This is a genomic window from Stenotrophomonas genospecies 5 (assembly GCF_054473825.1).
The window spans coordinates 904,776-925,059 of record NZ_JBTMUW010000001.1; the positions used below are offsets into that span (position 1 = coordinate 904,776).

General features: G+C 68.4%; 19 protein-coding genes. All 19 read right to left on the reverse strand.

The genetic code is table 11. The annotated features are described in order from the left end of the window. Positions 1 to 56: 56 nt before the first annotated feature. Entirely contained in the window at positions 57 to 800 is a 744-nt protein-coding gene (locus ACX9OW_RS04240) for an RNA polymerase sigma factor FliA (RefSeq protein WP_053520064.1), read from the reverse strand. Next, on the reverse strand, positions 797 to 1,684 hold the full coding sequence (locus ACX9OW_RS04245; RefSeq protein WP_053520065.1) for a MinD/ParA family ATP-binding protein: 888 nt from the start codon (positions 1,682 to 1,684) through the stop codon (positions 797 to 799). The genes ACX9OW_RS04240 and ACX9OW_RS04245 overlap by 4 nt, the downstream gene beginning before the upstream one ends. After that, complete coding sequence (flhF, locus tag ACX9OW_RS04250) at positions 1,671 to 3,323, reverse strand: flagellar biosynthesis protein FlhF (RefSeq protein ID WP_253118435.1); 1,653 nt, start codon at positions 3,321 to 3,323, stop codon at positions 1,671 to 1,673. Before flhF ends, ACX9OW_RS04245 begins: the two co-directional genes overlap by 14 nt. Positions 3,324 to 3,468: 145 nt before the next feature. After that, positions 3,469 to 5,574, reverse strand: a complete 2,106-nt coding sequence (gene flhA, locus ACX9OW_RS04255) for a flagellar biosynthesis protein FlhA (RefSeq protein WP_065176156.1) — start codon at positions 5,572 to 5,574, stop codon at positions 3,469 to 3,471. Then, positions 5,571 to 6,701, reverse strand: coding sequence for a flagellar biosynthesis protein FlhB (gene flhB / locus ACX9OW_RS04260; protein ID WP_053520068.1), 1,131 nt, complete (start codon positions 6,699 to 6,701; stop codon positions 5,571 to 5,573). The genes flhA and flhB overlap by 4 nt, the downstream gene beginning before the upstream one ends. Before the next feature lie 81 nt (positions 6,702 to 6,782). After that, a complete protein-coding gene (locus ACX9OW_RS04265; RefSeq protein ID WP_459061982.1) occupies positions 6,783 to 9,017 on the reverse strand; it encodes a CocE/NonD family hydrolase in 2,235 nt (744 codons plus the stop codon). A gap of 72 nt (positions 9,018 to 9,089) precedes the next feature. Then, complete coding sequence (locus ACX9OW_RS04270; RefSeq protein ID WP_111186092.1) at positions 9,090 to 11,222, reverse strand: putative bifunctional diguanylate cyclase/phosphodiesterase; 2,133 nt, start codon at positions 11,220 to 11,222, stop codon at positions 9,090 to 9,092. A 163-nt stretch (positions 11,223 to 11,385) separates the two neighbouring features. After that, positions 11,386 to 12,177 carry a flagellar biosynthetic protein FliR gene (fliR, locus tag ACX9OW_RS04275; protein ID WP_053519606.1) on the reverse strand — a complete coding sequence of 264 codons (792 nt, stop codon included), beginning with the start codon at positions 12,175 to 12,177 and terminating at the stop codon, positions 11,386 to 11,388. Between the two features lie 13 nt (positions 12,178 to 12,190). After that, the gene (locus ACX9OW_RS04280; RefSeq protein ID WP_053519605.1) at positions 12,191 to 12,460 is read right to left on the reverse strand and encodes a flagellar biosynthetic protein FliQ; all 270 of its coding nucleotides are present in this window, start codon (positions 12,458 to 12,460) and stop codon (positions 12,191 to 12,193) included. Positions 12,461 to 12,553: 93 nt separating this feature from the next. Beyond that, positions 12,554 to 13,336: a flagellar type III secretion system pore protein FliP gene (fliP, locus tag ACX9OW_RS04285; protein ID WP_053519604.1), complete on the reverse strand. Its 783-nt coding sequence runs from the start codon at positions 13,334 to 13,336 to the stop codon at positions 12,554 to 12,556. Position 13,337: 1 nt separating this feature from the next. Then, the gene (gene fliO / locus ACX9OW_RS04290; RefSeq protein ID WP_053519603.1) at positions 13,338 to 13,745 is read right to left on the reverse strand and encodes a flagellar biosynthetic protein FliO; all 408 of its coding nucleotides are present in this window, start codon (positions 13,743 to 13,745) and stop codon (positions 13,338 to 13,340) included. Beyond that, positions 13,742 to 14,077, reverse strand: coding sequence for a flagellar motor switch protein FliN (fliN, locus tag ACX9OW_RS04295; RefSeq protein ID WP_053519602.1), 336 nt, complete (start codon positions 14,075 to 14,077; stop codon positions 13,742 to 13,744). The genes fliO and fliN overlap by 4 nt, the downstream gene beginning before the upstream one ends. Beyond that, a complete protein-coding gene (fliM, locus tag ACX9OW_RS04300; protein WP_065176161.1) occupies positions 14,074 to 15,078 on the reverse strand; it encodes a flagellar motor switch protein FliM in 1,005 nt (334 codons plus the stop codon). Before fliM ends, fliN begins: the two co-directional genes overlap by 4 nt. 10 nt (positions 15,079 to 15,088) lie before the next feature. After that, complete coding sequence (locus ACX9OW_RS04305) at positions 15,089 to 15,607, reverse strand: flagellar basal body-associated FliL family protein (protein WP_053519600.1); 519 nt, start codon at positions 15,605 to 15,607, stop codon at positions 15,089 to 15,091. Positions 15,608 to 15,718: 111 nt separating this feature from the next. Continuing rightward, complete coding sequence (locus ACX9OW_RS04310; protein ID WP_277381740.1) at positions 15,719 to 16,807, reverse strand: flagellar hook-length control protein FliK; 1,089 nt, start codon at positions 16,805 to 16,807, stop codon at positions 15,719 to 15,721. Next, positions 16,804 to 17,271, reverse strand: coding sequence for a flagellar export protein FliJ (fliJ, locus tag ACX9OW_RS04315; RefSeq protein WP_065183030.1), 468 nt, complete (start codon positions 17,269 to 17,271; stop codon positions 16,804 to 16,806). The genes ACX9OW_RS04310 and fliJ overlap by 4 nt, the downstream gene beginning before the upstream one ends. A 3-nt stretch (positions 17,272 to 17,274) precedes the next feature. Next, positions 17,275 to 18,660, reverse strand: coding sequence for a FliI/YscN family ATPase (locus ACX9OW_RS04320; RefSeq protein WP_053519597.1), 1,386 nt, complete (start codon positions 18,658 to 18,660; stop codon positions 17,275 to 17,277). Further along, entirely contained in the window at positions 18,657 to 19,298 is a 642-nt protein-coding gene (locus ACX9OW_RS04325; RefSeq protein WP_053519596.1) for a FliH/SctL family protein, read from the reverse strand. The genes ACX9OW_RS04320 and ACX9OW_RS04325 overlap by 4 nt, the downstream gene beginning before the upstream one ends. Continuing rightward, on the reverse strand, positions 19,295 to 20,281 hold the full coding sequence (fliG, locus tag ACX9OW_RS04330) for a flagellar motor switch protein FliG (protein ID WP_053519595.1): 987 nt from the start codon (positions 20,279 to 20,281) through the stop codon (positions 19,295 to 19,297). The genes ACX9OW_RS04325 and fliG overlap by 4 nt, the downstream gene beginning before the upstream one ends. Positions 20,282 to 20,284 lie beyond the last annotated feature (3 nt).

Here is a 20,284-nt window from a genome sequence, read left to right on the forward strand (position 1 = left end):
GCGGAGTTCCTTTGTTGTTCAGTCGCCCGCGGTGGCCGTGGCCGCCGCAGGCATGTTCATTCTTCAAGCCCGGCATCCGCGGCCTCGAAGATCTTCAGCCGGCCGCGCAAGCGCAGCACGGCCTGGCCGTGGATCTGGCAGACGCGCGATTCGCTCACGCCGAGAACCGCGCCGATCTCCTTCAGGTTCAGCTCCTGCTCGTAGTACAGCGAGAGCACCAGCTGTTCGCGCTCGGGCAGATGGCCGATGGCCTTGCCCAGTTCGCGGCCGAACTCGCCACGTTCCAGGACCTGCTGCGGTGTCGGTCCGCCCTGGGCGACGGTGTCCAGTTCGCCCTGGTCTTCGATGCGCGATTCCAGGCTCAGCACCTGGCCGCGCGAGGCGTCCTCCATCAGCCGCAGGTATTCGGGCAGTGGCATGTCCATGGCCGCCGCCACCTCGGTGGCACTGGCTGCACGGCCCGTGGTCTGCTCCAGGCGGCGGATGGTGGCGGCCGCATCGCGGGCGCGCCGATGCACCGAGCGCGGTACCCAGTCGCCGCGGCGGATCTCGTCGATCATCGAGCCGCGGATGCGGATCGAGGCATAGGTCTCGAACGAGGCACCCTGGTCGGCGTCGTAGCTGCGCGAGGCTTCGATCAGGCCCATCATGCCGGCCTGGATCAGGTCGTCCACTTCGACGCTGGCCGGCAGGCGTGCGGCCAGGTGATGGGCGATGCGCCGCACCAGGTCCGAGTGCTGGGCGATGACCTCGGTCGCCGCCGAGCGCTGGACTTCCCTGTACTGGGCCGCGCCTTTCATGCTGCCACCCCGCGTTGCTTGAGGATGCGCTCGAGGAAGAATTCAACGCCACCGCGTGGCTCGGTGGGGGCCTGCCAGCGGGCGGTGCGACGGGCGATCTCGGTGATCGCCAGCGCCGCCGGGCTGGATGGATAGGCCTTCACCACCGGCTGCTGGCGCTGCACCGACAGGCGCAGCCAGTCATCCTGCGGCACGCAGCCCAGGTAGTTCAGCGAGACATCGGCAAGGAACTTCTCGCAGACCCGGGTCAGCTTTTCATACAGCACGCGGCCCTCGTTGGGGTCGCGCACCATGTTGGCCACCACCTGGATGCGGTCCACGCCGCGCTCGCGCGACAGCACCTTGATCAGTGCGTAGGCGTCGGTGATCGAGGCCGGCTCGTCGCAGACCACGACAACGGTGTCCTGTGCGGCCTGGCAGAAGGTCAGCACGCCATCGGTGATGCCGGCGGCGGTGTCCACCACCATGATGTCCAGCTCGCGTTCCAGTTCGGAGAACACGTTCACCAGGCCGATGTGCTCGGCCGGGGCCAGCTCGGCCATGTGCCGCCGACCGGACGCGGCCGGCACCACCAGCACGCCGTTCGGACCTTCGACGATCACGTCTTCCAGCGAGCAGCGGCCGGCGACCAGATCCGCCAGGGTGTGGGTGGGATTCAGGCCGAGGATCACGTCGATGTTGGCCAGGCCCAGGTCGGCGTCGAGCAGCAGCGTGCGCTTGCCCATGCCGGCCAGCGCCACGGCCAGGTTGGCCGAGACGTTGGTCTTGCCGACGCCGCCCTTGCCGCCGGTCACGGCGATGGTGCGCACAGGGCCGAGCGGCTCGCTGCGGGTGGCCGACAGCGGGAAGGTCTTGGTCAGCTTGGCGTACTCACGCGACGGCATGGTTCAACTCCGGGTTGCAGGGCATATCGGCCGCTCGGCGCAAATCTTCAAGGCGAAGTACAAGATTGGCCGCGCTGGCCCGGTGCAGGTCGTCCGGAACGTCCTGGCCATCGGTCACCCAGGTGATCGGCAGCGCGTGGTCTACCGCCACTGACAGGGCGTTGCCGAAGCGGCCGGTCTCATCCAGCTTGCTAAGCACCAGGCCCTGCAGGTTGGCCGCGCCGAAGCGGCGCACCACCTCGTCCATGTCGCCAAAGCTGGTATTGGCCGGCAGCACCAGCAGAGTGCGGACCTGGCGGGCGGCACGCAGCCACTGCAGCTGCGCGGCCAGGGCGCGGTCGCGCGGGCCCAGGCCGGCGGTATCGATCAGCACCAGCTTGTAGTCCTTCAGGCGCTCCAGCAACTGGTCCAGGTCGGTACCGCTGTTGGCTTCATGCACCGCGATGCCGAGCTGGCGGCCATAGCCGTACAGCTGCTCGCGGGCACCGATGCGCAGTGTGTCGGTGGTGACCAGGGCCACATCGCGCGGCGCGTGCTTCTCGGCGAAGCGCGAGGCGAGCTTGGCGATGGTGGTGGTCTTGCCGGCCCCGGTTGGACCGACCAGAGCGATCACGCCGCCTTCTTCCAGCGGATCGACCGGCGCGATCGGCAGCCTGCGCGAGATCAGGCCCAGCATCAGCCCGCGGCCCCGGTGGGCTTCGGTATCCAGCGGTATCTGCATGGCCACATCGCGGGCCAGCCCGGCATCGAATCCGTACTCGTCCATCAGGTCCAGGGCGGTCGCCCGCACCGGGCAGCCGCGCAGGCGCTCGTCGGTGAAGCGGTTCATCTCGCGCTCGATGACCTGGCGCATGCCGGCCACTTCGTGGCGCAGCTGGCGGATCTCGGCATCGTCCTGTGCAACCACCGTCAGTACCGGCGCCGGGGCAAGGAGCGGCGCCGGGGCCGGCGCGGTCTCCGCTTCAGCGGCAGCGGCAGGGGCTGGCGTGGTCTCGGCAACGTCCTGCGCGTACGGCGGCTCGGGGTGCACGGACTCGGCCTGCGCAGTGGCCGCAGTGGTGATCGGCAGCGGCGGCGGCAGCACTGCCGGCGCGGGGGATTCGTGATGCTCGTCCTGCGGCGGGTCGATCAGGAAACGGGCGCGGTTGGCGGGCGCCGGTGCGGGAGCCACGACGGCGCTCGCGAACGGCGCGAAGATCTGCTCCGGCAGTGCCGGATCGTTGACGGTGGCACGCGCCAGGGTGGCAGCGAAGCCGGAACTGCCGCGGGTGGGCACGATCTCGTCCGCACTGTCCAGGGTGCGGCCGGTGGCACCGACGGCCGCGCGGGCGAGGGCGGCCACGGCCGATGTGGTGGCGGTCACCGGCTGCTGGGCCGGTGTCGCGGAGCGGCGGCGGGTGACTGCGGCGATCACTGCATCCGCGGCGGTGCGCGGTTTCGGCGGCGGCGGAGCCACGTCGCGCCGCGAGGCTTCCAGCGCGCGTTGCACCGCGCTCTCGTCATAGTTGGCTGCGGCGACGATCTCGACGCCTTCCTCGATCCGGCGGTTGGACAGGATCACAGCATCGGGACCATGTTCCTTGCGCACCAGGTTCATGGCCGAGCGCATGTCGGCGGCGACGAATCGTTTGATTTTCATGCTGTGGTCACGGGACGGGGACGGCGGGGTGGTGGTGGGAGAACGCGGGTGGTCGGTGGTCTGCACGGAACGGGTTCCCCTTGGCATCTGTCTGTTGCGGTGGTTCGAAGGTGGTGTCTGTTTTCTGACGCATCGGTGGGCGGCGTCAGCTGATCGTTCCGACCAGCTTCAGGCGCTTGTCCTCCGGCACTTCGCTGTACGCCAGTACCGACAGCGACGGAACGCTGTGACGGACCAGGCGTGCCAACGCGGCACGTACCGGGCCGGGAACCAGCACGACCGCGGGCTCGTTGCGGGCTTCCTGCTTGCTGACACATTCGGCCAGACTCTGATGCAGTCGCTCGGCAAGCCCGGGTTCCAGCGCGGCGCCGTTGCCCTGCGTGGACTCCTGCAAGACGCGTTCCAATTGCGGGTTGAGGGTGAACACCGGCAGCTCCGCCGACATTCCGGCGATCTCCTGCACGATGAAGCGGCCGAGCGCGGTGCGCACTGCGGCGGTGAGCGTGGCCGGGTCCTGGCTGGACGGCGCGTGCTCCACCAGTGCTTCGGCGATCTTGCGCAGCTGGCGGATCGGAATGCGTTCCACCAGCAGGTTCTGCAGCACCCGCACCACGGCCGACAACGGCAGCGCCTTGGGCGTCAGATCTTCGACGAGCTTGGGTGCGCTCTTGGCGAGGTTGGCCAGCAGGTGCTGCACCTCTTCGTGGCCCAGCAGCTCCGGCGCATGCTCGCGGATGAGGTGGGAAAGATGGGTGGCGACCACGGTGGCCGGGTCGACCACGGTGTAGCCCATGGTTTCGGCCTGGGCGCGCTGGTGCGGCTGGATCCAGGTAGCGTCCAGGCCGAAGGCGGGATCCTTGCCGGCGATGCCGTCCAGCGGGCCGAGCGCACTGCCGGGGTCCAGCGCCAGTTCGCGGTCGGGATGGATCTCGGCGGTTGCCACCGGCACGCCATGCACCAGCACGCGGTAGCCGTTGGCCGGCAGTTCCAGGTTGTCGCGGATGTGCACGGATGGAATCAGGAATCCCACGTCCTGGGTCAGCTTGCGCCGCACACCCTTGATGCGTGCCATGAGTTCGCCGCCCTGATTGCTGTCCACCAGCGGAATCAGCCGGTAACCGACCTCCAGCCCCAGCGGGTCGACCGGGCGCAGTTCGTCCCAGCTCAGTTCCGCGGTGGGGGCCGGCGCCGCCGGTCGGCCCAGCGCACTGACCGCGCCGGGGTCGCTGCCGGCAGCGTCGCTCGGGGCCGGGGCCTGTCCCTTCCGGTACAGCTTCCAGGCGATGAAGCCGAGAATGGAGGCAAGCGTCAGGAAAGCGACGTTGGGCATGCCGGGCACCAGGCCGACCAGGCCGATGATGCCGGCCGTGATGGCCAGGGCACGGTACTGGCCGAACACCTGGCCGGTCATCGCCTGTGCCATGTCCTGCGAGCGCGAGGCACGGGTGACCAGCATCGCCACTGCGCTGGAAACCAGCAGGGCCGGCAGCTGCGCCACCAGACCGTCACCGATGGACAGCAGGGTGTAGGTCGCAGCGGCATCGCCGAACGGCATGCCATGCTGCAGCACGCCCACGGCTAGGCCACCGAGCATGTTGATGAACAGGATCAGGATGCCGGCAATCGCATCACCGCGGATGAACTTGCTGGCGCCGTCCATCGCGCCATAGAAGTCGGCTTCCTCGCGGACCTCCTCGCGGCGCAGCTTGGCTTCTTCGCGCGTCAGCAGGCCGGCGTTGAGATCGGCATCGATGGCCATCTGCTTGCCGGGCATGGCGTCGAGGATGAAGCGCGCGGTCACTTCCGAGACACGGCCGGCACCCTTGGTGATGACCACGAAGTTGATGATGGTCAGGATGGCGAACACCACGATGCCGACCGCATAGTTGCCGCCGATCACGAATTCACCGAACGCGGCGATGACCTTGCCGGCCGCGTCGTGGCCGTTCTGGCCATTGAGCAGGATGACGCGGGTGGAGGCCACGTTCAGTGCCAGCCGCAGCATGGTGGTGACCAGCAGCACGATCGGGAAGATGGTGAAATCCAGCGGGCGCTTCACGTACACCACCGCCAGCAGCACCATCAGCGAGATGGCGATGTTGAAGGTGAACAGCGCATCGAGCACGGGCGCCGCCAGCGGCACCACCACCATCGCCAGCAGCGCCAGCACGATCAGCGGTGCGCCGAGGCCCTGGCGGATCATCTCCAGCAGCCGGCGGGTGTTGAATCCGGACGAGGCCTGCGCGCTCATGCCCGGCCTCCCTTGCCGAATTCATCCACCTCGATGTGCGGGGCGCCCGGCATCGGGCCGGTGCGCCAGGCGCGCAGCTGGTAGACGTAGGACAGGACCTGGGCCACGGCCGAATACAGTCTCACGGGGATTTCCTTTCCGAGTTGGCCTTCCCGATACAAGGCGCGTGCCAAAGGCGGGGCGGAGACGATGGCGACCTTGTTGCCATCGGCCACTTCACGGATGCGCAGGGCGGTCTCGTCCACGCCCAGCGCCACCACGGTGGGCGCGTTCATGGCGCCGCCCTCGTACTTCAGGGCCACGGCGTAGTGGGTCGGGTTGACCACCACCACGTCCGCGGTGGGCACCGCTTCCATCATCCGGCGGTTGGCCATCTGCTGCTGGAGCTGGCGGATGCGGCCCTTCACCTCCGGGCTGCCTTCGCTTTCCTTCATTTCCCGCCGCAGTTCCTCGCGGGTCATCTTCAGCTTGCGCATCCAGTTCCAGCGCTGGTACGGCGCGTCGATCGCCGCCAGCACCAGCATTGCCCCGGCGGTGGCCAGCAGCAGTCGCAGGGTGAAGCCCAGGCCATCGGTGATGGCGGTTTCCAGTGGGTGGTGGATCAACCCGCGCAGGGTGTCGAAGCCGCTCCACACCACCAGTCCGGCGGCGACGCCCACGAACGCCACGCGCAGCAGTGACTTGGTGAATTCAGCGATGGCTTCCGGCCCGTACAGACGTTTGAGGCCGGTCAGCGGGTTCAGCCGATTGATGTCGGGCATCATCGCTTTGGCCGACCAGCGCAATCCGCCCATCACCAGCGGGGCGACGAAGCTGGCCAGCAGGCAGACCAGCACCAGCGGGGTGATCACCAGCATGAACTGCAGCAGCAGGTCGCCAAAGTGGCCGAACAGTTCCTTCGGGTTCTGCCGCAGCCCCTGCTCGGGACTCAACGCCTGTTTCATCCATTGCGTGGCACCACGGCCGATCGAGCCGCCCATGGCCATCACCGCCAGCACGCCGCCACCGAACACCGCGGCGGTCCCCAGTTCGCGGGAACGCGGCAGGTTGCCCTGTTCGCGGGCTTCGCGCAGGCGTTTTTCGGTGGGTTGTTCGGTCTTTTCGCCGGCGGATTCGTTCTCGGACATCACGGGCACTGCGGCAGGGGATGCCGGGGTGCCTGCAAGAACTGTTCCGCGGCGCGGTTCACCGCCGGGGCAGCGCCGATGCTAGCCGGGCAGGGCCGGCCGCAGCGGGATGCTCAGCGTGCTGTCGCTGTGCCAGTCCACCTGCAGGGGCTCACCGGCATCGGCGGCTGACTCGTCGCTGACATCGCGTCCGGTGCCGTGGTTCACCTGGTGCATGGCGTCCTTGAGCACGTCCACCTTCACCAGCAGCCGGCTGCCCGCGCCCACACGGCGGGCGACCATGCGGGTGCGATCGAAGGGCAGGTCGGTCCATCGCCCCGGCACCAGCAGCTGCCGCGTGGTCGGGTCGCGTACGTGGCTGGCCCGGCCGACGTAGTAGGACAGCTGCATCCGGCGCCCATCGGGCAGCAGCTCGTACACGGTGACCGTGAAGTCCATGTCGCGCTTGTTGATGCGGACCTTCAGATCGCCCGAGAAGCGTCCGATCAGGTCCATCGGTGCTGCGAAGGGCTCGGAAAGGAAGGTCAGTGCCGTGTCCGGCTCGTCCCCGGCGGCCATGATCGGGAACGGATAGTAGCCATGCCGGACTTCCTCGCGGTCGGCAAGGTCCACCGTCTGCCGCAGCGTTCCCGGCGTTGGCCGCTGTTCCTGCAACGGGTGATGGTCGCCCTCAGCGGCTGTCGACAGGTAGTACGTGCGATGGCCGCCGGCAGCGGCATCAAGGGTGGCTGCATGCCCCCAGGTGTTGCTGCCCATCAGCTGGAAGTTGACCTGGTCGGCCAGAAGCGCCGGGCGCGGGGCACCGCGAAGTACGTGGTCCAGCCACTGGAAGGTCAGCGCAGGCGTATCGAACTGCGCGACCGGGTCCACCGTGTAGCCGCGCAGCTGCATCGGCTTGCTGGCGGCCTGGGCACCGCCGTGGTCATACGGCCCGATCAGCAGGACATGATCGGCGTCCGGCCGGTAGCGCATGTGATCGGTGAAGTACTGCAACGCGGAAATCTGGCCGTCGTCGTAGTAGCCGGTAATGGTCAGCACCGGAATGCGGATGTCCCTGAAGTCTTCGGCGTACGGCACCATGGCCTGCCAGTAACCATCATAGGCCGGGTGGGCGAGCCAGCGCTGCAGCCAGGGATTGGGGGTGCCATCGATCTGGTCGATCTGCCGGTACGGCCGGCCGGAGGCATACCAGCGGCCGGGCAGCTGTGACCACCGGTCCTGCTGCCCATAGGTGTCGGCATCCAGCATCGGGCCATTGGCCACGTAGAAGGCCCAGCCGTAGTTGGCGCTGAGGAATACGTTGTTCTCCATCGGCAGGCCCTGGCCCGGAATGGCAGCCACGTAGGGCACGATGGTCTTCAGTGCCGGATGGTGATGGCGCGCTGCCGCCCATGCGGTGAATCCTTCATAGCTGCCGCCATACATGGCGACCCGACCGTCGCTCCAGGGCTGGCGGCTGACCCAGTCGATCGCGGCATTGGCGTCCACACCGTCGTGTTCGTAGGGGGCGATGGTGCCTGTACCCTGACCTTTTCCGCGTGCGTCGACCACGATGCCGGCGTAGCCGTGGGCTGCGGCCAGCAGCATCTTCAGACGGTTCTTGGGCGGGTCGGTGTAGATGGTGAACAGCATGGCCGTCGGCAGCGGCGCGGACGCGCTGCGGGGCCGTGCCAGCTGTGCGGACAGCACCACCCCTTCGGCCACGGGGATACGCACTCCGCTGTCGATCACGAAGCGGCGTTGCTGTTCTGCGTCAAGCAGTGCAGGGGCGAGTGCCGCAGCCAGGGTCTGCGCGCGCAACACAGCCTGCAGGCGCACCAGCTCCAGCGCGGCTGACTGCGGCACGGTGGCGGCATCGGCCTGTGCCGCAAGCGCCTGCGTCAGCTGCGCCTGTACCGCAGCGGGAGGCAAGGCAAGCGCTGCATCGGCCTGCACGGCGGCAACATCATCCAGGCCAGCAAAGGCCGAATGGAAGGCGCGCGAATACGCTTCCGCATCCCGCGCGCCAGTGCTTGCCAGCAGCATCGGCATCCAGCGCTGGGCCGCCGCGCCATCGCCGGCAGCGGCCAGCGTCGCGCGCAGCTTCTCGATCATGGCGCGTGCCTCGGCGTAGCGACCCGTGGCCAGCAGCGCGTGGCAGCGCTGTGCATCGGTCAGCGTTGCCGACTGCAACAGCTCCGTACCCAGCGCCTGCAGTGCCGTGTCCACCTGTGCTGGCGGCGCATCGCGGGGCAGCGACCACCGCAGATCGCTGGCGGCCACGCCGGTGCAGGTGAGCGCCAGCAGCAGGCCAGCAAGAAGAGCGCGTAAGGTCACGGGGTGTTCCTTGCAATGGCGGGCGCGTGGCCATCATACGGTGGGTGGCCGCCCGCCGCGGAGAGTCCGACGTTACCCCGGCGGGGCCGGTGGGGGCGGGGTCTGCGCCAGCTCCACCCGTGGCCGCGGCAGGTCGTGCAGTTGCATGAAACGGCCCGCATCGACCGGGCGGCCGAGCAGGTAGCCCTGCAGGTAATCGCACCCCAGCCGCTCAAGGTAGGCACGCTGGGCAGCCGTTTCCACGCCCTCGGCAACAATGTCCATGTCCAGTGCATGGCCCAGCGCCACGATCGCCGATACGATCACCACGTCCTCCGCGCTGTGTTCGAGATCGCGCACGAAGGCGTGGTCGATCTTGATCTCGGTGGCCGGCAGGCGCTTGAGGTACAGCAGACTGGAATAGCCGGTGCCGAAATCGTCGATGGAGATGCCGACCCCCAGCACCGACAACGCCTGCAGCAGCCGCAAACTGGTGTCGGTGTCGCGCATCACGGTGCTTTCGGTGATCTCCAGCACCAGGTTGCGCGGCGTGATGCGATGCCGTTCGATCACGTCGCGCACATCGCGCAGCAGGTGCGGCGAGCTGAACTGGACCGGCGACAGGTTGACCGATATCGACCAGCCCTCGTGGCCGGCGTCGTGCCAGTGCCGCAGTTGCAGGCACGCCTGGTCCAGCGCCCAGCGGCCGATCTCGTTGATCGCGCCGCTGCGCTCGGCCAGGCGGATGAAGCGATCCGGTGGAATAAGGCCCTGTTCCGGATGACGCCAGCGGATCAGCGCCTCGGCGCCGGCGACTTTCTGGGTGGCCACGCGGATCTTCGGCTGGTAGTGCAGGAACAGCTGTTCGCTGCCGATCGCCCGGCGCAGGTCGGCCAGCAGGCGGAACTGCTGTTCGGCGCTGTCGTTCATCCAATCCGCGAACAGGACAAAGGAGTTTCGGCCGGATTCCTTGGCCTGGTACATCGCAGCGTCGGCGAAGGCCATCAGCTGGCGTTCGCTGGCGGCGTGGTCGGGGCAGATGGCGATGCCGATGCTGGCAGTCACCTGCAGTTCGTTGTCGGGCAGCAGCGGGCCGCCTCCCACCGCCTGCAGGATGCGCCGGGCCAGGGTCGGCAGGTCCTCGTCATGGTCGATGCGCACCACCAGCACGAACTCGTCGCCGCCGAGCCGCGCCAACAGGTCGTTCGGCCGCAGCAGCTGGCGGGTGCGCTCGGCGACGGCCACCAGCAGGGCATCGCCGGCCTGGTGGCCATAGGCATCGTTGACCTGCTTGAAGCCATCCAGGTCCATGAACATCACCGCGAAGCGGCTGCCGCCCTGTTCGGCTTCGGCCAGTGACTGCACGATGCGCCGTTGCAGCAGCAGCCTGTTCGGAAGGCGGGTCAAGGGGTCGTGCAGCGCGGCCTGGGTCAATTCCTCCTGCGCATCCGTCAGCGAGGTGCTCAGCATCGCGTTGCGAAGGCGCAGCAGCTGCGCTTCCACCCGCTGGTCCAGCCAGGACACCACCAGCACCACCGCCAGGATCGCGACGGTCAGCACCACCACCAGCATCGCCAGCCAGGTGCTCTGCAGGCCATCGCCCACTGCAGCGCCGCAGATGCTGCCCTGTGGAAAGCGTGCGGCGGCCATGCCGGTGTAGTGCATGCCCACGATGGCCAGACCGAGCAGGCCGGCGGCGGCCAGCCGGTCACCGACCCGGGTGCGCTGCGCGCGCAGGCGGAAGGCGACGTAGAGGGCGGTCCAGGATGCAGCGACCGCAACCAGCAGCGACAGCAGCAGCCAGCCCGTGTGGTAGTCGATGCCGGGTTGCATGCGCATCGCGGCCATGCCGACGTAATGCATGCCGGCGATGCCGGTGCCCATCAGCAAGGCGCCCCCTGCCAGGCGTGGATGTGGCAGGGTGGGCAGCGAGACCAGCCAGAGCGCGAACACCGACGAGGCGATGGCCAGGGCGAGCGACAGCAGGGTGATCGGCAGGTCGTACCCCAGCGGAATGGGCAGGTCGAAGGCCAGCATGCCGATGAAGTGCATCGACCAGATGCCCAGGCCCATCGCGAAGCCGCCACCGAGCCGCCACCACCAGGTCGCGCCCCTGCCGGGTGCCGTGACCGTGCGTCCGGCCATCGCCAATGCCGTGTAGGAAGCCATCACGGCCACCAACAGCGAGACTGCCACCAGCCATGCGTTGTACGTGCCTACCAGCATTCGTCAGTCTCCCGGACCTGCCTGTCGACGGAAACTACGGTGGGGCATGCATGTGGCAGGCAGCCAGAAGCGGCCGCCAGGTGCGGCATCCCCCCGGTTGCCGCGTATTCACTCTAACGCGCGTCCCCGGGGGGACGGCAAGCAGCAAAGCGTGATGGAAGCGTCAGTGTGTGACCGCGTCCGCAGCCTGGAACGCCGCATCGAACAGTCGTTGCACCGGGGGCCCCATTTCGCCGGCCAGCAGGACCAGCAGGAACAGGCCCAGCAGCAGCGACACCGGCAGGCCGAGCTGGATCGGATTGAGCGCAGGTGCCGCACGGGCGAGCACGCCGAACGCCAGGTTCACCGCCAGCATCGCCACCGTCAACGGAATGGCCAGTGTCAGCGCACCGCGCAGCACGGTCAGCAGGAATGTCGGGGCGATGCTGAAGAACGCGTGCGGATCGGGCAGCGGCGCACCGATCGGCAGTGCCCGGTAGCTGTCCACGACCAGCGAGATCAGCGCGAGGTGGCCGTTCGCGGTGAAGAACAGCAGGCCGAACAACAGGTAGAACCACTGCCCGATCACGCCGGAGGTGCCGCCGCGCAGGGGGTCGCTCATCTGCGCGAACGCCAGGCCGGTGCCCTGTGCCACCAGTTCGCCGGCCATCGCGCCAGCTTCGAACACCAGCCGCAGCAGGAAGCCGATGGCCACGCCGATGGCCAGCTCACGGGCGATGGTCAGCACGGTGGCCGCATCGAAGCCGGTCCACTCCGGCACGGGCGGCAGCAGCGGGGCGAGCGCGATGGCGAGGGTACCGGCCAGTACCACGCGGATCCGCGCCGGCACCGCACGGGTGCCGACCATGGGCATGGCCATGGCTACCGCGCCGATGCGCAGCATCGTCCACAGCACGGTGCCGATCATGCCGAAGGCCTGCAGGCCGTCGGCAGCCATCTGGGTGGCGGCATCCATCGCGGTGCGCGTCCTAGCCGATCAGGTGCGGAATGCGCTGGAACAGCAGCGTGGTGTATTCGACCAGATGGCCGATCAGCAGGCTGCCCAGGGCGAACAGCACGGCGGTCAACGCTGCCGCTTTGGCGACGAAGGCGATGGTGGGCTCATTGAGCTGGGTCGCGGCCTGCACGACACCGACCACCACACCTACCACCAGTACGGTCAGCAGCAGCGGGCCAGCCACCCACAGTACGGCAATCAGGCCGCCACGCAGTTCGGTCAGGGCAAGTTCGGGAGACATCGTCTTTCCATCGGTAGCGCCGGGTCCTGCCCGGCGGTGGTCAATGCGGCCGCCGGCAATGGCGGGCGGCCCCTGCAATCACGCCGGTCCGGGTCACGCCGGATTGAAGCTGGCCGCCAGCGTTCCCACCGTCAGCACCCAGCCGTCGACGAGCACGAACAGCAGGATCTTGAACGGTGCCGAGACCAGCATCGGCGACAGCATCATCATGCCCATCGACATCAGCACGCTGGCCACGACCAGATCGATGATCACGAACGGGATGAAGATCAGGAAACCGATCTCGAAGGCGGTCTTCAGTTCGCTGGTCACGAACGAGGCGACCAGGACCGGGAACGGGATCGCATCCGGGCTGGCGTAGGTGCCGTGCCCGGCGATGCCGGCGAAGGTCATCAGGTCGGTCTCGCGGATCTGCGCCAGCATGAAGCCGCGCAGCGGCTGGGTGGTCAGTGTCCACGCGGTCTGGAAGTCGATCTGGCCGTTGAGGTAGGGCGCCATTCCGCTGCTCCACGCCTTGTCCCAGGTCGGCATCATCACCATCGCGGTGAGGAACAGGGCCAGGCCCAGCAGCACCTGGTTGGACGGGGTCTGGCCGGTGCCCAGTGCCTGCCGCAGCAGGCCCAGCACGATGATGATGCGGGTGAACGAGGTCAGCACCAGCAGCATCGACGGGATCAGGGTGATCGCCGTCATCAGCAGCAGTGTCTGCAGCGGCAGGCTGACCGGCTGGCCACCGATCCTGCCCACGTTGACATCCGGCAGTGGCGTGGTCGGAGCAGCGCCCGGCGCGGCAAAGGCGAGCGCGGGCAGCAGGCACAGGGCAATCAGCAGCAGCCACGCGATCAGGGTAGCTGGACGGGTACGGATGACACGCATGTCAGGGGTCCTTGCGCAGCCGCTGCTGCAGCAGCTGGGCGAAATTCGGCAGGTTCTTCAGGTCCGGCACGCGCACCGGCGCGGGCGGCGGCAGCGGTTCGGAAAGGGTGTGCAGGGCGTTGATGCTGCCGGCGGTGACGCCCAGCAGCAGTTGTTGGCCGTTGACCTCCACCACCACGACGCGTTCCTTGGCGCCGACGCTGAGGCTGGCCACCAGCTTCATGCCGTCGGCCGGGCGGAAGCCGCTGCCGGGCAGGCGCTTGAGCAGCCAGCCCAGGCCGACCACCAGGGCCAGCACGGCCAGCAGCGCCAGCACCGCGCCGAACAGGCCCGGTGCCGAGGCCGCGTGCTGGCCGACCGGGGCGGCGGCCTTGCCGACGCCCAGCAGGGTGGACGCCAGCAGGCTCAACGCAGTCTCCGGATGCGTTCGCTCGGGCTGACCACATCGGTCAGGCGCACGCCGAAGCGGTCATTGATCACCACGACCTCGCCATGCGCGATCAGGGTGCCGTTGACGAATACGTCGAGCGATTCACCGGCGCCACGCTCCAGCTCCACCACCGAGCCCTGGTTGAGCTGCAGCAGGTTGCGGATCGGCAGGCGGGCGCGGCCGACTTCCAGCGACAGGGTCACCGGCACGTCGAGGATCACGTCCAGATTCAGATCGACCCCGGAGGCCTCGTCGGCGTGCAGGGTGCCGAACTGGGCCGGAGTCGGTTCGAGGGCGTCGGTATCGTTCATTGCGGGTCTTCCTGGATGACGGGTACGCGCGGGCGGGTGCCCGGCGGATGGGTAGCAGTGATCTTCACGGCATTCATGCCGTTGGCGATGCCGAATTCGCCGGTGAACACCGGGATGTTCTCCACGCACAGCGGCACCTGCGGGCTCAGCTCGATCGGCAGGATGTCGCCGACCTTCAACCGGGTCAGGTCACGCAGGGTCATGCGCTTGCTGGCCAGCACGCTGGACAGGGTCACTTCGGCGATGTTGAGCTGCTCGCGCAGGGTCTGGCCCCAGCTTTCGTCGCGGTCATTGCGATCGCTCTGGATGCCGGCATCGAGCAGCTCCCGGATCGGTTCGAGCATCGAGTACGGCAGGGTGACGTGGATGTCGCCGCCGCCGCCGTCGAGCTCGACATGCAGGCGGCACACCACCACGTATTCGCGCGGGGTCACGATGTTCGCGAAGTGCGGGTTGATCTCCGAGTTGATGTACTCGAATTCCACGTCCATCACCGGTGCCCACGCTTCGCGCAGGTCGGCGAAGGTCTGCTTCAGCAGCAGATGGATCACGCGCATCTCGGTGGCGGTGAACTCGCGGCCTTCGATCCGGGTGGGGTAGCGCCCGTCGCCGCCGAAGAAGTTGTCGACGATGGCGAACACCAGGGTCGGCTCGAACACGATCAGGCCGGTGCCGCGCAGTGGCTTGAAACGAATCAGGTTCAGGTTGGTCGGCACATACAGCGAATGCATGTAGTCGTTGAACTTGATCAGCTCGATGCCGCGCACCGACAGTTCGGCCGAGCGCCGGATCAGGTTGAACAGGCCGATGCGCCACAGGCGCGCAAAGCGCTCGTGGACCATTTCCAGCGTCGGCATACGGCCGCGGATGATGCGGTCCTGGCTGGCGAAGTCGTATGAACGGGCTTCGCCGGAGGGCGGCTCCGGGTCGGTCTCGACCGCGCCGCTGTCCACGCCGTGGAGCAGGGCATCGATCTCGTCCTGGGACAGCAGATCATTCATCGGTGGGCCCTTACTGGGTCACGAAGCTGGTGAACAGCAGATCGTCGGCACCATTGCTGCCGGTCTCGGCCTTGAGCACCTTCTGCACCTCGGCCAGCGAATCGGCCTGCAGCTTCTTCTTGCCGGCGATATCGGCGATCTGTGCCGGCTCGACCTGCGAGAACAGCATCAGCAGTCGTGCACGCAGGGCCGGGGCGTGGGTCTTGATCGCCTCCAGCGCGGCCGGATCACGGGTCATCAGCTGCACTTCCAGCTGCAGGTAGCGCGGGCCGTCGATGGGACCATTGAGGTTGACCACGAACGCGGGCTCCAGCGCGAAGTACTGCGCCGGTGCCGGCGTGGCGTTCTTCTTCTTCGGCGCCTGGCTGGTCTTTTCTTCCTGCGTGGACTGGGTGAAGAACCACACGCCGCCACCGGCGGCAGCGGCAGCCAGTACGGCCACCAGCGCGGTGATCAGGATCGGACTGCGCGGCGTGCGGGCCTTGTCCTTTTCGACGTTCTTCTTGGTTTTGTCAGCGGCTGCGGCCACGAGGTGAAGCTCCTGAGGGTTGCTTCACCGGGATATGCAAGGGGTGTGCCGATGCACCGGGAGCAGGGTGCGACGGAAATCCGTCGGCAGGGCCTGCGTCGGTCGCGCACGTCAGGCGTAGGCGTCCAGCAGGCCACGCTGGCGGATCAACGGGGTGGCCGGCAGGCTGGCATCACCCCGCGTCGGTTCTCCGTCACCCCGACCTGCCTCCTGCCCGGCCTGGCCGGCAGGTGCGCCACCGCCGCCCGGCTGATGGCCGACATCGGCGTGGGCCAGCTGGAAGCCTTGTTCGCCCAGCAGTTCACGCAGGCGTGGCAGGCTGCTTTCCAGCGCCTGGCGGACATCCACGTGCGGGCTGCTGAAACTGGCGTGGACCTTGTCACCGTTGAGCTGCAGGCGTACGTCCACCGGCCCCAGATCGTCCGGGCTCAGTCGGATGTGGGCGTGGCCGATCTTCTGGTCGGCCAGCCAGCCCAGGCGGGCGCCAATGGCCTGGTCGAATCCATCGTCGCCAAGGACCGGCTTCGGCGTCGGTTCACCGTTGAAGACCGCGTTGCTGGACAGCGCCGCCTTCAGATCCTGCAGTGCGGCGGGCAGGGGCGCCTGCAGGGGTGCAGGCGGGGCACGATCACCCTGCAACGTGCTGTCGGTGTCACCGCTGCGCTCCAGCGCGGCGTCGCCCGTCGGCAGGACGGGCAGGGACAGTGCGCCGTCCTCGCCATCTACGCCCGTGGCGGGTGACTGCACCACGGCGGCAGGCGACGCGGCAACCGGCGATGGGGGGGCGGTTGCCGCCAGGGCCGGAGGCGCTGTGCCCGTTGCGGACGGTGGGACGCTGGCCGCAGGGTCGGCGGGCAGCGGGGTGGCCAGCACCAGCCCGGCCAGACCGAATGGAGGCCAGGGCGCTTCGTCGGTTTCCGTCGTCGCGTCCTGGTCGGTCGCAGCCTTGCCGGCCGGTGGCGCAGCGGCCTCGCCCGTAGCCTGCTCGCTGGCGGGGGGCCGCACGCTGGCGGCGTCATCGCTGCCGGTGGCCGCAACGCCGGTCGGCGCGGGGCTGTCCGTGGGCGGGACGGGCGCACCGCCCTGCAGCAGCTGACCGAAGTCCTTGCCGCCTTCGCTGCGTGCCGTGCGCGACGGGCTGCTGCCCACGCCGGGCGGAGTGGCCGTCGTGCTGCTGCCGGAAAGCGCGGCGGGCGTCACGAACGGCCTCCGGTGTCTGCGCCGTCCTGGTCCTCGGCCTGCGCCAGGCGGGAGCGGCGCGCGCCGATGTCATCCATCTCGCGCTGGTCGCGGCGGTCTGTCACCACCTTTTCCTGTGCGCGATAGCTGGCGGCCAGCTGCTCCAGTACCGCCTTGTCGCGGCTGGCCAGGATCAGGCGCGCGCGTTCGGCTTCGACCTTCTCGCGGTTGCCGTCGACGGTGCGCTGCTGTTGCTCCACCGCACTGTCGAGGCGGTCAAGGAACGCACGCCGGTTCAACAGCTGGGCGGGACTGGTCGCGGCCATCTGTGCGTTGGCGTACTCCTCGGCATAACGTCGCAGTTCGTCCAGACGCGACAGGTGAGTGTCGAGAAGGCGCTGGCGCTCGGCCAGGTCGCGGGCGACCGCATCTTCATGTTCCTGTGCCCGCCTCAGCAGAGGGTCGATACGCTTGGACTGGTTCATCGCTTACACCTCGTTTTCCACCAGGCGCTGCAGCGCCGCCTGGCTGTGCGGGAGATCCGCGGCCTTGGCCACGTCCTGTCCCAGGAATTCCATGATTTCCGGCCAGCGTTCCAGGGCTTCGTCGGTGGCTGCGTCGTTGCCGCGCTGGTAGGCGCCGATGGCGATCAGGTCGCGGTTGGCCGAGTAGGCCGACACCAGCCGCTTGAGCTTGCGGATGCGCAGGCGCCACGGTTCGTCGGCGATTTCCGTGACCACGCGGCTGACGGACGATTCCACGTCGATGGCCGGGTACAGGCCGCTGTCCGCGACCCGGCGCGACAGCAGGATGTGGCCGTCGAGGATCGCGCGTGCGGCGTCTGCGATCGGATCCTGCGGATCGTCGCCTTCGGTCAGTACGGTGTAGAACGCGGTGATGGAGCCGCGCCCCTTGGCGCCGTTGCCGGCGCGTTCGACCAGCGCGGGCAGCTTGGCGAACACCGACGGCGGGTAGCCGCGCGTGGTCGGCGGTTCGCCCACCGACAGGCCGATCTCGCGCTGTGCCTGCGCGAAGCGGGTCAACGAGTCCATCAGCAGCAGGACGTTCAGGCCCTGGTCGCGGAACCATTCGGCAATGGCGGTTGCACGGTAGGCGCCATGCAGGCGCGCCAGCGGTGGCCGGTCGGCCGGGCTGGCGACCACCACCGCGCGGCGCAGGCCTTCCTCGCCCAGCGTGGTTTCGACGAAATCGCGCACTTCGCGGCCGCGTTCGCCGATCAGCCCGACCACGATGACGTCGGCAGCGGTGTAGCGGGTCATCATGCCCAGCAGTGTCGATTTGCCGACGCCGGAGCCGGCGAACAGGCCGACACGCTGGCCACGGCCGATCGGCAGCAGTGCGTTGATGGCGCGCACGCCCACATCCAGTGGCTGGGTGATCGGCTCGCGCGCGAGTGGATTGATCGACACACCGGCCATGCCGACGTGGCCTTCGGCACGGATCGGGCCCTTGCCGTCCAGCGGTACGCCATCGCTGTCGATCACCCGGCCGAGCAGGCCTTCGCCCACTTCCACGCCGCCGCGCCGTGCCGATGGCACGACCCGCGCGTTGGGCAACAGGCCATGCAGTTCGGCGCTGGGCATCAGGTAGGTGCGCTCACCGGCGAAGCCGACCACTTCGGCATCCACCCAGCCACCGTCGACCACTTCGACCTTGCAGCTGGCCCCCAGCGGTGCTTCGCAGCCGACCGCTTCCAGGGTCAGCCCGACCGCGCGGCGCAGCACGCCTTCGCGGATCAGGCCACGGCCGTGCGCGGTGTCCACGCGCAGCCCGTCCAGGCGACGGGCCAACCGTAGATTGCGGGCCAGGGCCCAGTCGGCCGCAGGCGGCGGCAGTGGCGTTTCGGCCGTCATGCGTTCGCTCCGGTCTGGCGGATCACTGCGTCCAGCGCGCCACGCAGGCGGGCTTCGAGAGTGCCGTCGATGCGCACGGCCTCGGCATGCACGCGCAGGTCGCCGCGGCTGAGGCTGGTGTCGGCAACCAGCCGCTGCTGCGGTGGCAGGGTGAGCAAGGGGGCGAGGGCAGCGATGTCGTCCGGGTGCAGGCGCACTTCCACTTCGCGCGTGCTGCCGCCGACCGCATCGATGGCTTCGCCGACCAGCTGTGCCAGCAGCGCCGGTTCGGCCTCGTAGGCGCGACCGACCAGGGCACCGGCGATGCGGACCGCCAGCTCTCCCAGCGCACCGACCACCTCGTTCTCCAGGCGGACCAGCGGGCGGCTGAAGTTGTCCAGGATGCCCTCGATCTGCGCGGCAAGCCGGCGCACCTCGGCCTGGCCCTGGCCATAGCCCTCCGCATGGCCGTGCTGGAAGCCTTCCTTCTCGGCACTGTCCTGGATGGCCTGTATCTCTTCCAGGGTCGGCAACTGCAGCGGCGGTTCCGGCTCGTGCTCCGGGTCCGGCCCGGCATGCCCGGACGCGTCCTCCTGTTCCAGCACGGGTTCCGGCTGGGCCAGCAGGTCAGGGGCGAGCCAGCGCACGACCGTGCTCACAGCATGGCCTCCGCGCTGCCGCCGATGGTGATGGTGCCTTCATCGGCCATGCGCTTGACGATGGCCAGGATCTCGCGCTGAGCGCCTTCCACGTCGGACAGACGCACCGGCCCACGGGCCTCCATGTCCTCCAGCAGGATCTCGGCGGCACGCTGGGACATGTTGCGGGTGATCTTGTCGCGGACCTTGATGTCGGCGCCGCGCAGGGCCAGCCCCAGCCGCTCGCCGCTGACTTCGCGCAGCACCAGCTGCATCTCGCGGTCGTCCAGATCCACCAGGTCGTCGAACACGAACATCAGGTCCTGGATGCGGCCACTCAACGGCGCGTCGATGCGTGCGATCTCGCCCAGAATCGCCTGGTCCTGGCCGCTGTCCATGAAGTTGAGGATGTTGGCCGCGCACTGTACGCCGCCGATGTTGGATGACTTCAGGTTCTGGTTGCCGGCGAACTGGCGCTCCATGATCTCGTTGAGTTCATTGAGTGCGTTCGGCGGAATGCCATCGAGGGTGGCGATGCGCAGCAGCACGTCCACGCGGGTGCGGTCGGGCAGCAGTTTCAGCGCATCGGCGGCCTGGTCGGTTTCCAGGTGGGCCATGACGATGGCGATGATCTGCGGGTGCTCGTTGCGGACCAGGTCGGCGACCGCACGCGGATCCATCCACTTCAGCGCATCCAGGCCGGTGGTGTTGCGGCCCAGCAGGATGCGATCGATCAGGTTGCCGGCCTTTTCGCTGCCCAGTGCCTGCACCAGCATGTTGCGGATGTAGTCGTCCGACCCCACGCCCAGCGAGGTCTTGGAGCCCAGCTCCTGGCCGAACTGGTCCATCACCCGTTCCACCTGTTCGCGGGTGATGTCGGACATGGTGGCCATCGCGATGCCGATCTTCTGGACTTCCTTGGGTTCCATGTGGCGCAGCACTTCGGCCGCGTCCAGTTCACCCAGCGACAGCAGCAGCACGGCGGCGCGCTGCACTCCGGTCAGCGG

What these genes read in the sequence shown, in the direction of transcription:
- ACX9OW_RS04240 (WP_053520064.1), bottom strand. Translation starts at nt 800, where the DNA reads ATGAAAGGCGCGGCCCAGTACAGGGAAGTCCAGCGCTCGGCGGCGACC.
- ACX9OW_RS04245 (WP_053520065.1), bottom strand. Translation starts at nt 1,684, where the DNA reads ATGCCGTCGCGTGAGTACGCCAAGCTGACCAAGACCTTCCCGCTGTCG.
- flhF (WP_253118435.1), bottom strand. Translation starts at nt 3,323, where the DNA reads ATGAAAATCAAACGATTCGTCGCCGCCGACATGCGCTCGGCCATGAAC.
- flhA (WP_065176156.1), bottom strand. Translation starts at nt 5,574, where the DNA reads ATGAGCGCGCAGGCCTCGTCCGGATTCAACACCCGCCGGCTGCTGGAG.
- flhB (WP_053520068.1), bottom strand. Translation starts at nt 6,701, where the DNA reads ATGTCCGAGAACGAATCCGCCGGCGAAAAGACCGAACAACCCACCGAA.
- ACX9OW_RS04270 (WP_111186092.1), bottom strand. Translation starts at nt 11,222, where the DNA reads ATGCTGGTAGGCACGTACAACGCATGGCTGGTGGCAGTCTCGCTGTTG.
- fliR (WP_053519606.1), bottom strand. Translation starts at nt 12,177, where the DNA reads ATGGATGCCGCCACCCAGATGGCTGCCGACGGCCTGCAGGCCTTCGGC.
- ACX9OW_RS04280 (WP_053519605.1), bottom strand. Translation starts at nt 12,460, where the DNA reads ATGTCTCCCGAACTTGCCCTGACCGAACTGCGTGGCGGCCTGATTGCC.
- fliP (WP_053519604.1), bottom strand. Translation starts at nt 13,336, where the DNA reads ATGCGTGTCATCCGTACCCGTCCAGCTACCCTGATCGCGTGGCTGCTG.
- fliN (WP_053519602.1), bottom strand. Translation starts at nt 14,077, where the DNA reads ATGAACGATACCGACGCCCTCGAACCGACTCCGGCCCAGTTCGGCACC.
- fliM (WP_065176161.1), bottom strand. Translation starts at nt 15,078, where the DNA reads ATGAATGATCTGCTGTCCCAGGACGAGATCGATGCCCTGCTCCACGGC.
- fliJ (WP_065183030.1), bottom strand. Translation starts at nt 17,271, where the DNA reads ATGAACCAGTCCAAGCGTATCGACCCTCTGCTGAGGCGGGCACAGGAA.
- ACX9OW_RS04320 (WP_053519597.1), bottom strand. Translation starts at nt 18,660, where the DNA reads ATGACGGCCGAAACGCCACTGCCGCCGCCTGCGGCCGACTGGGCCCTG.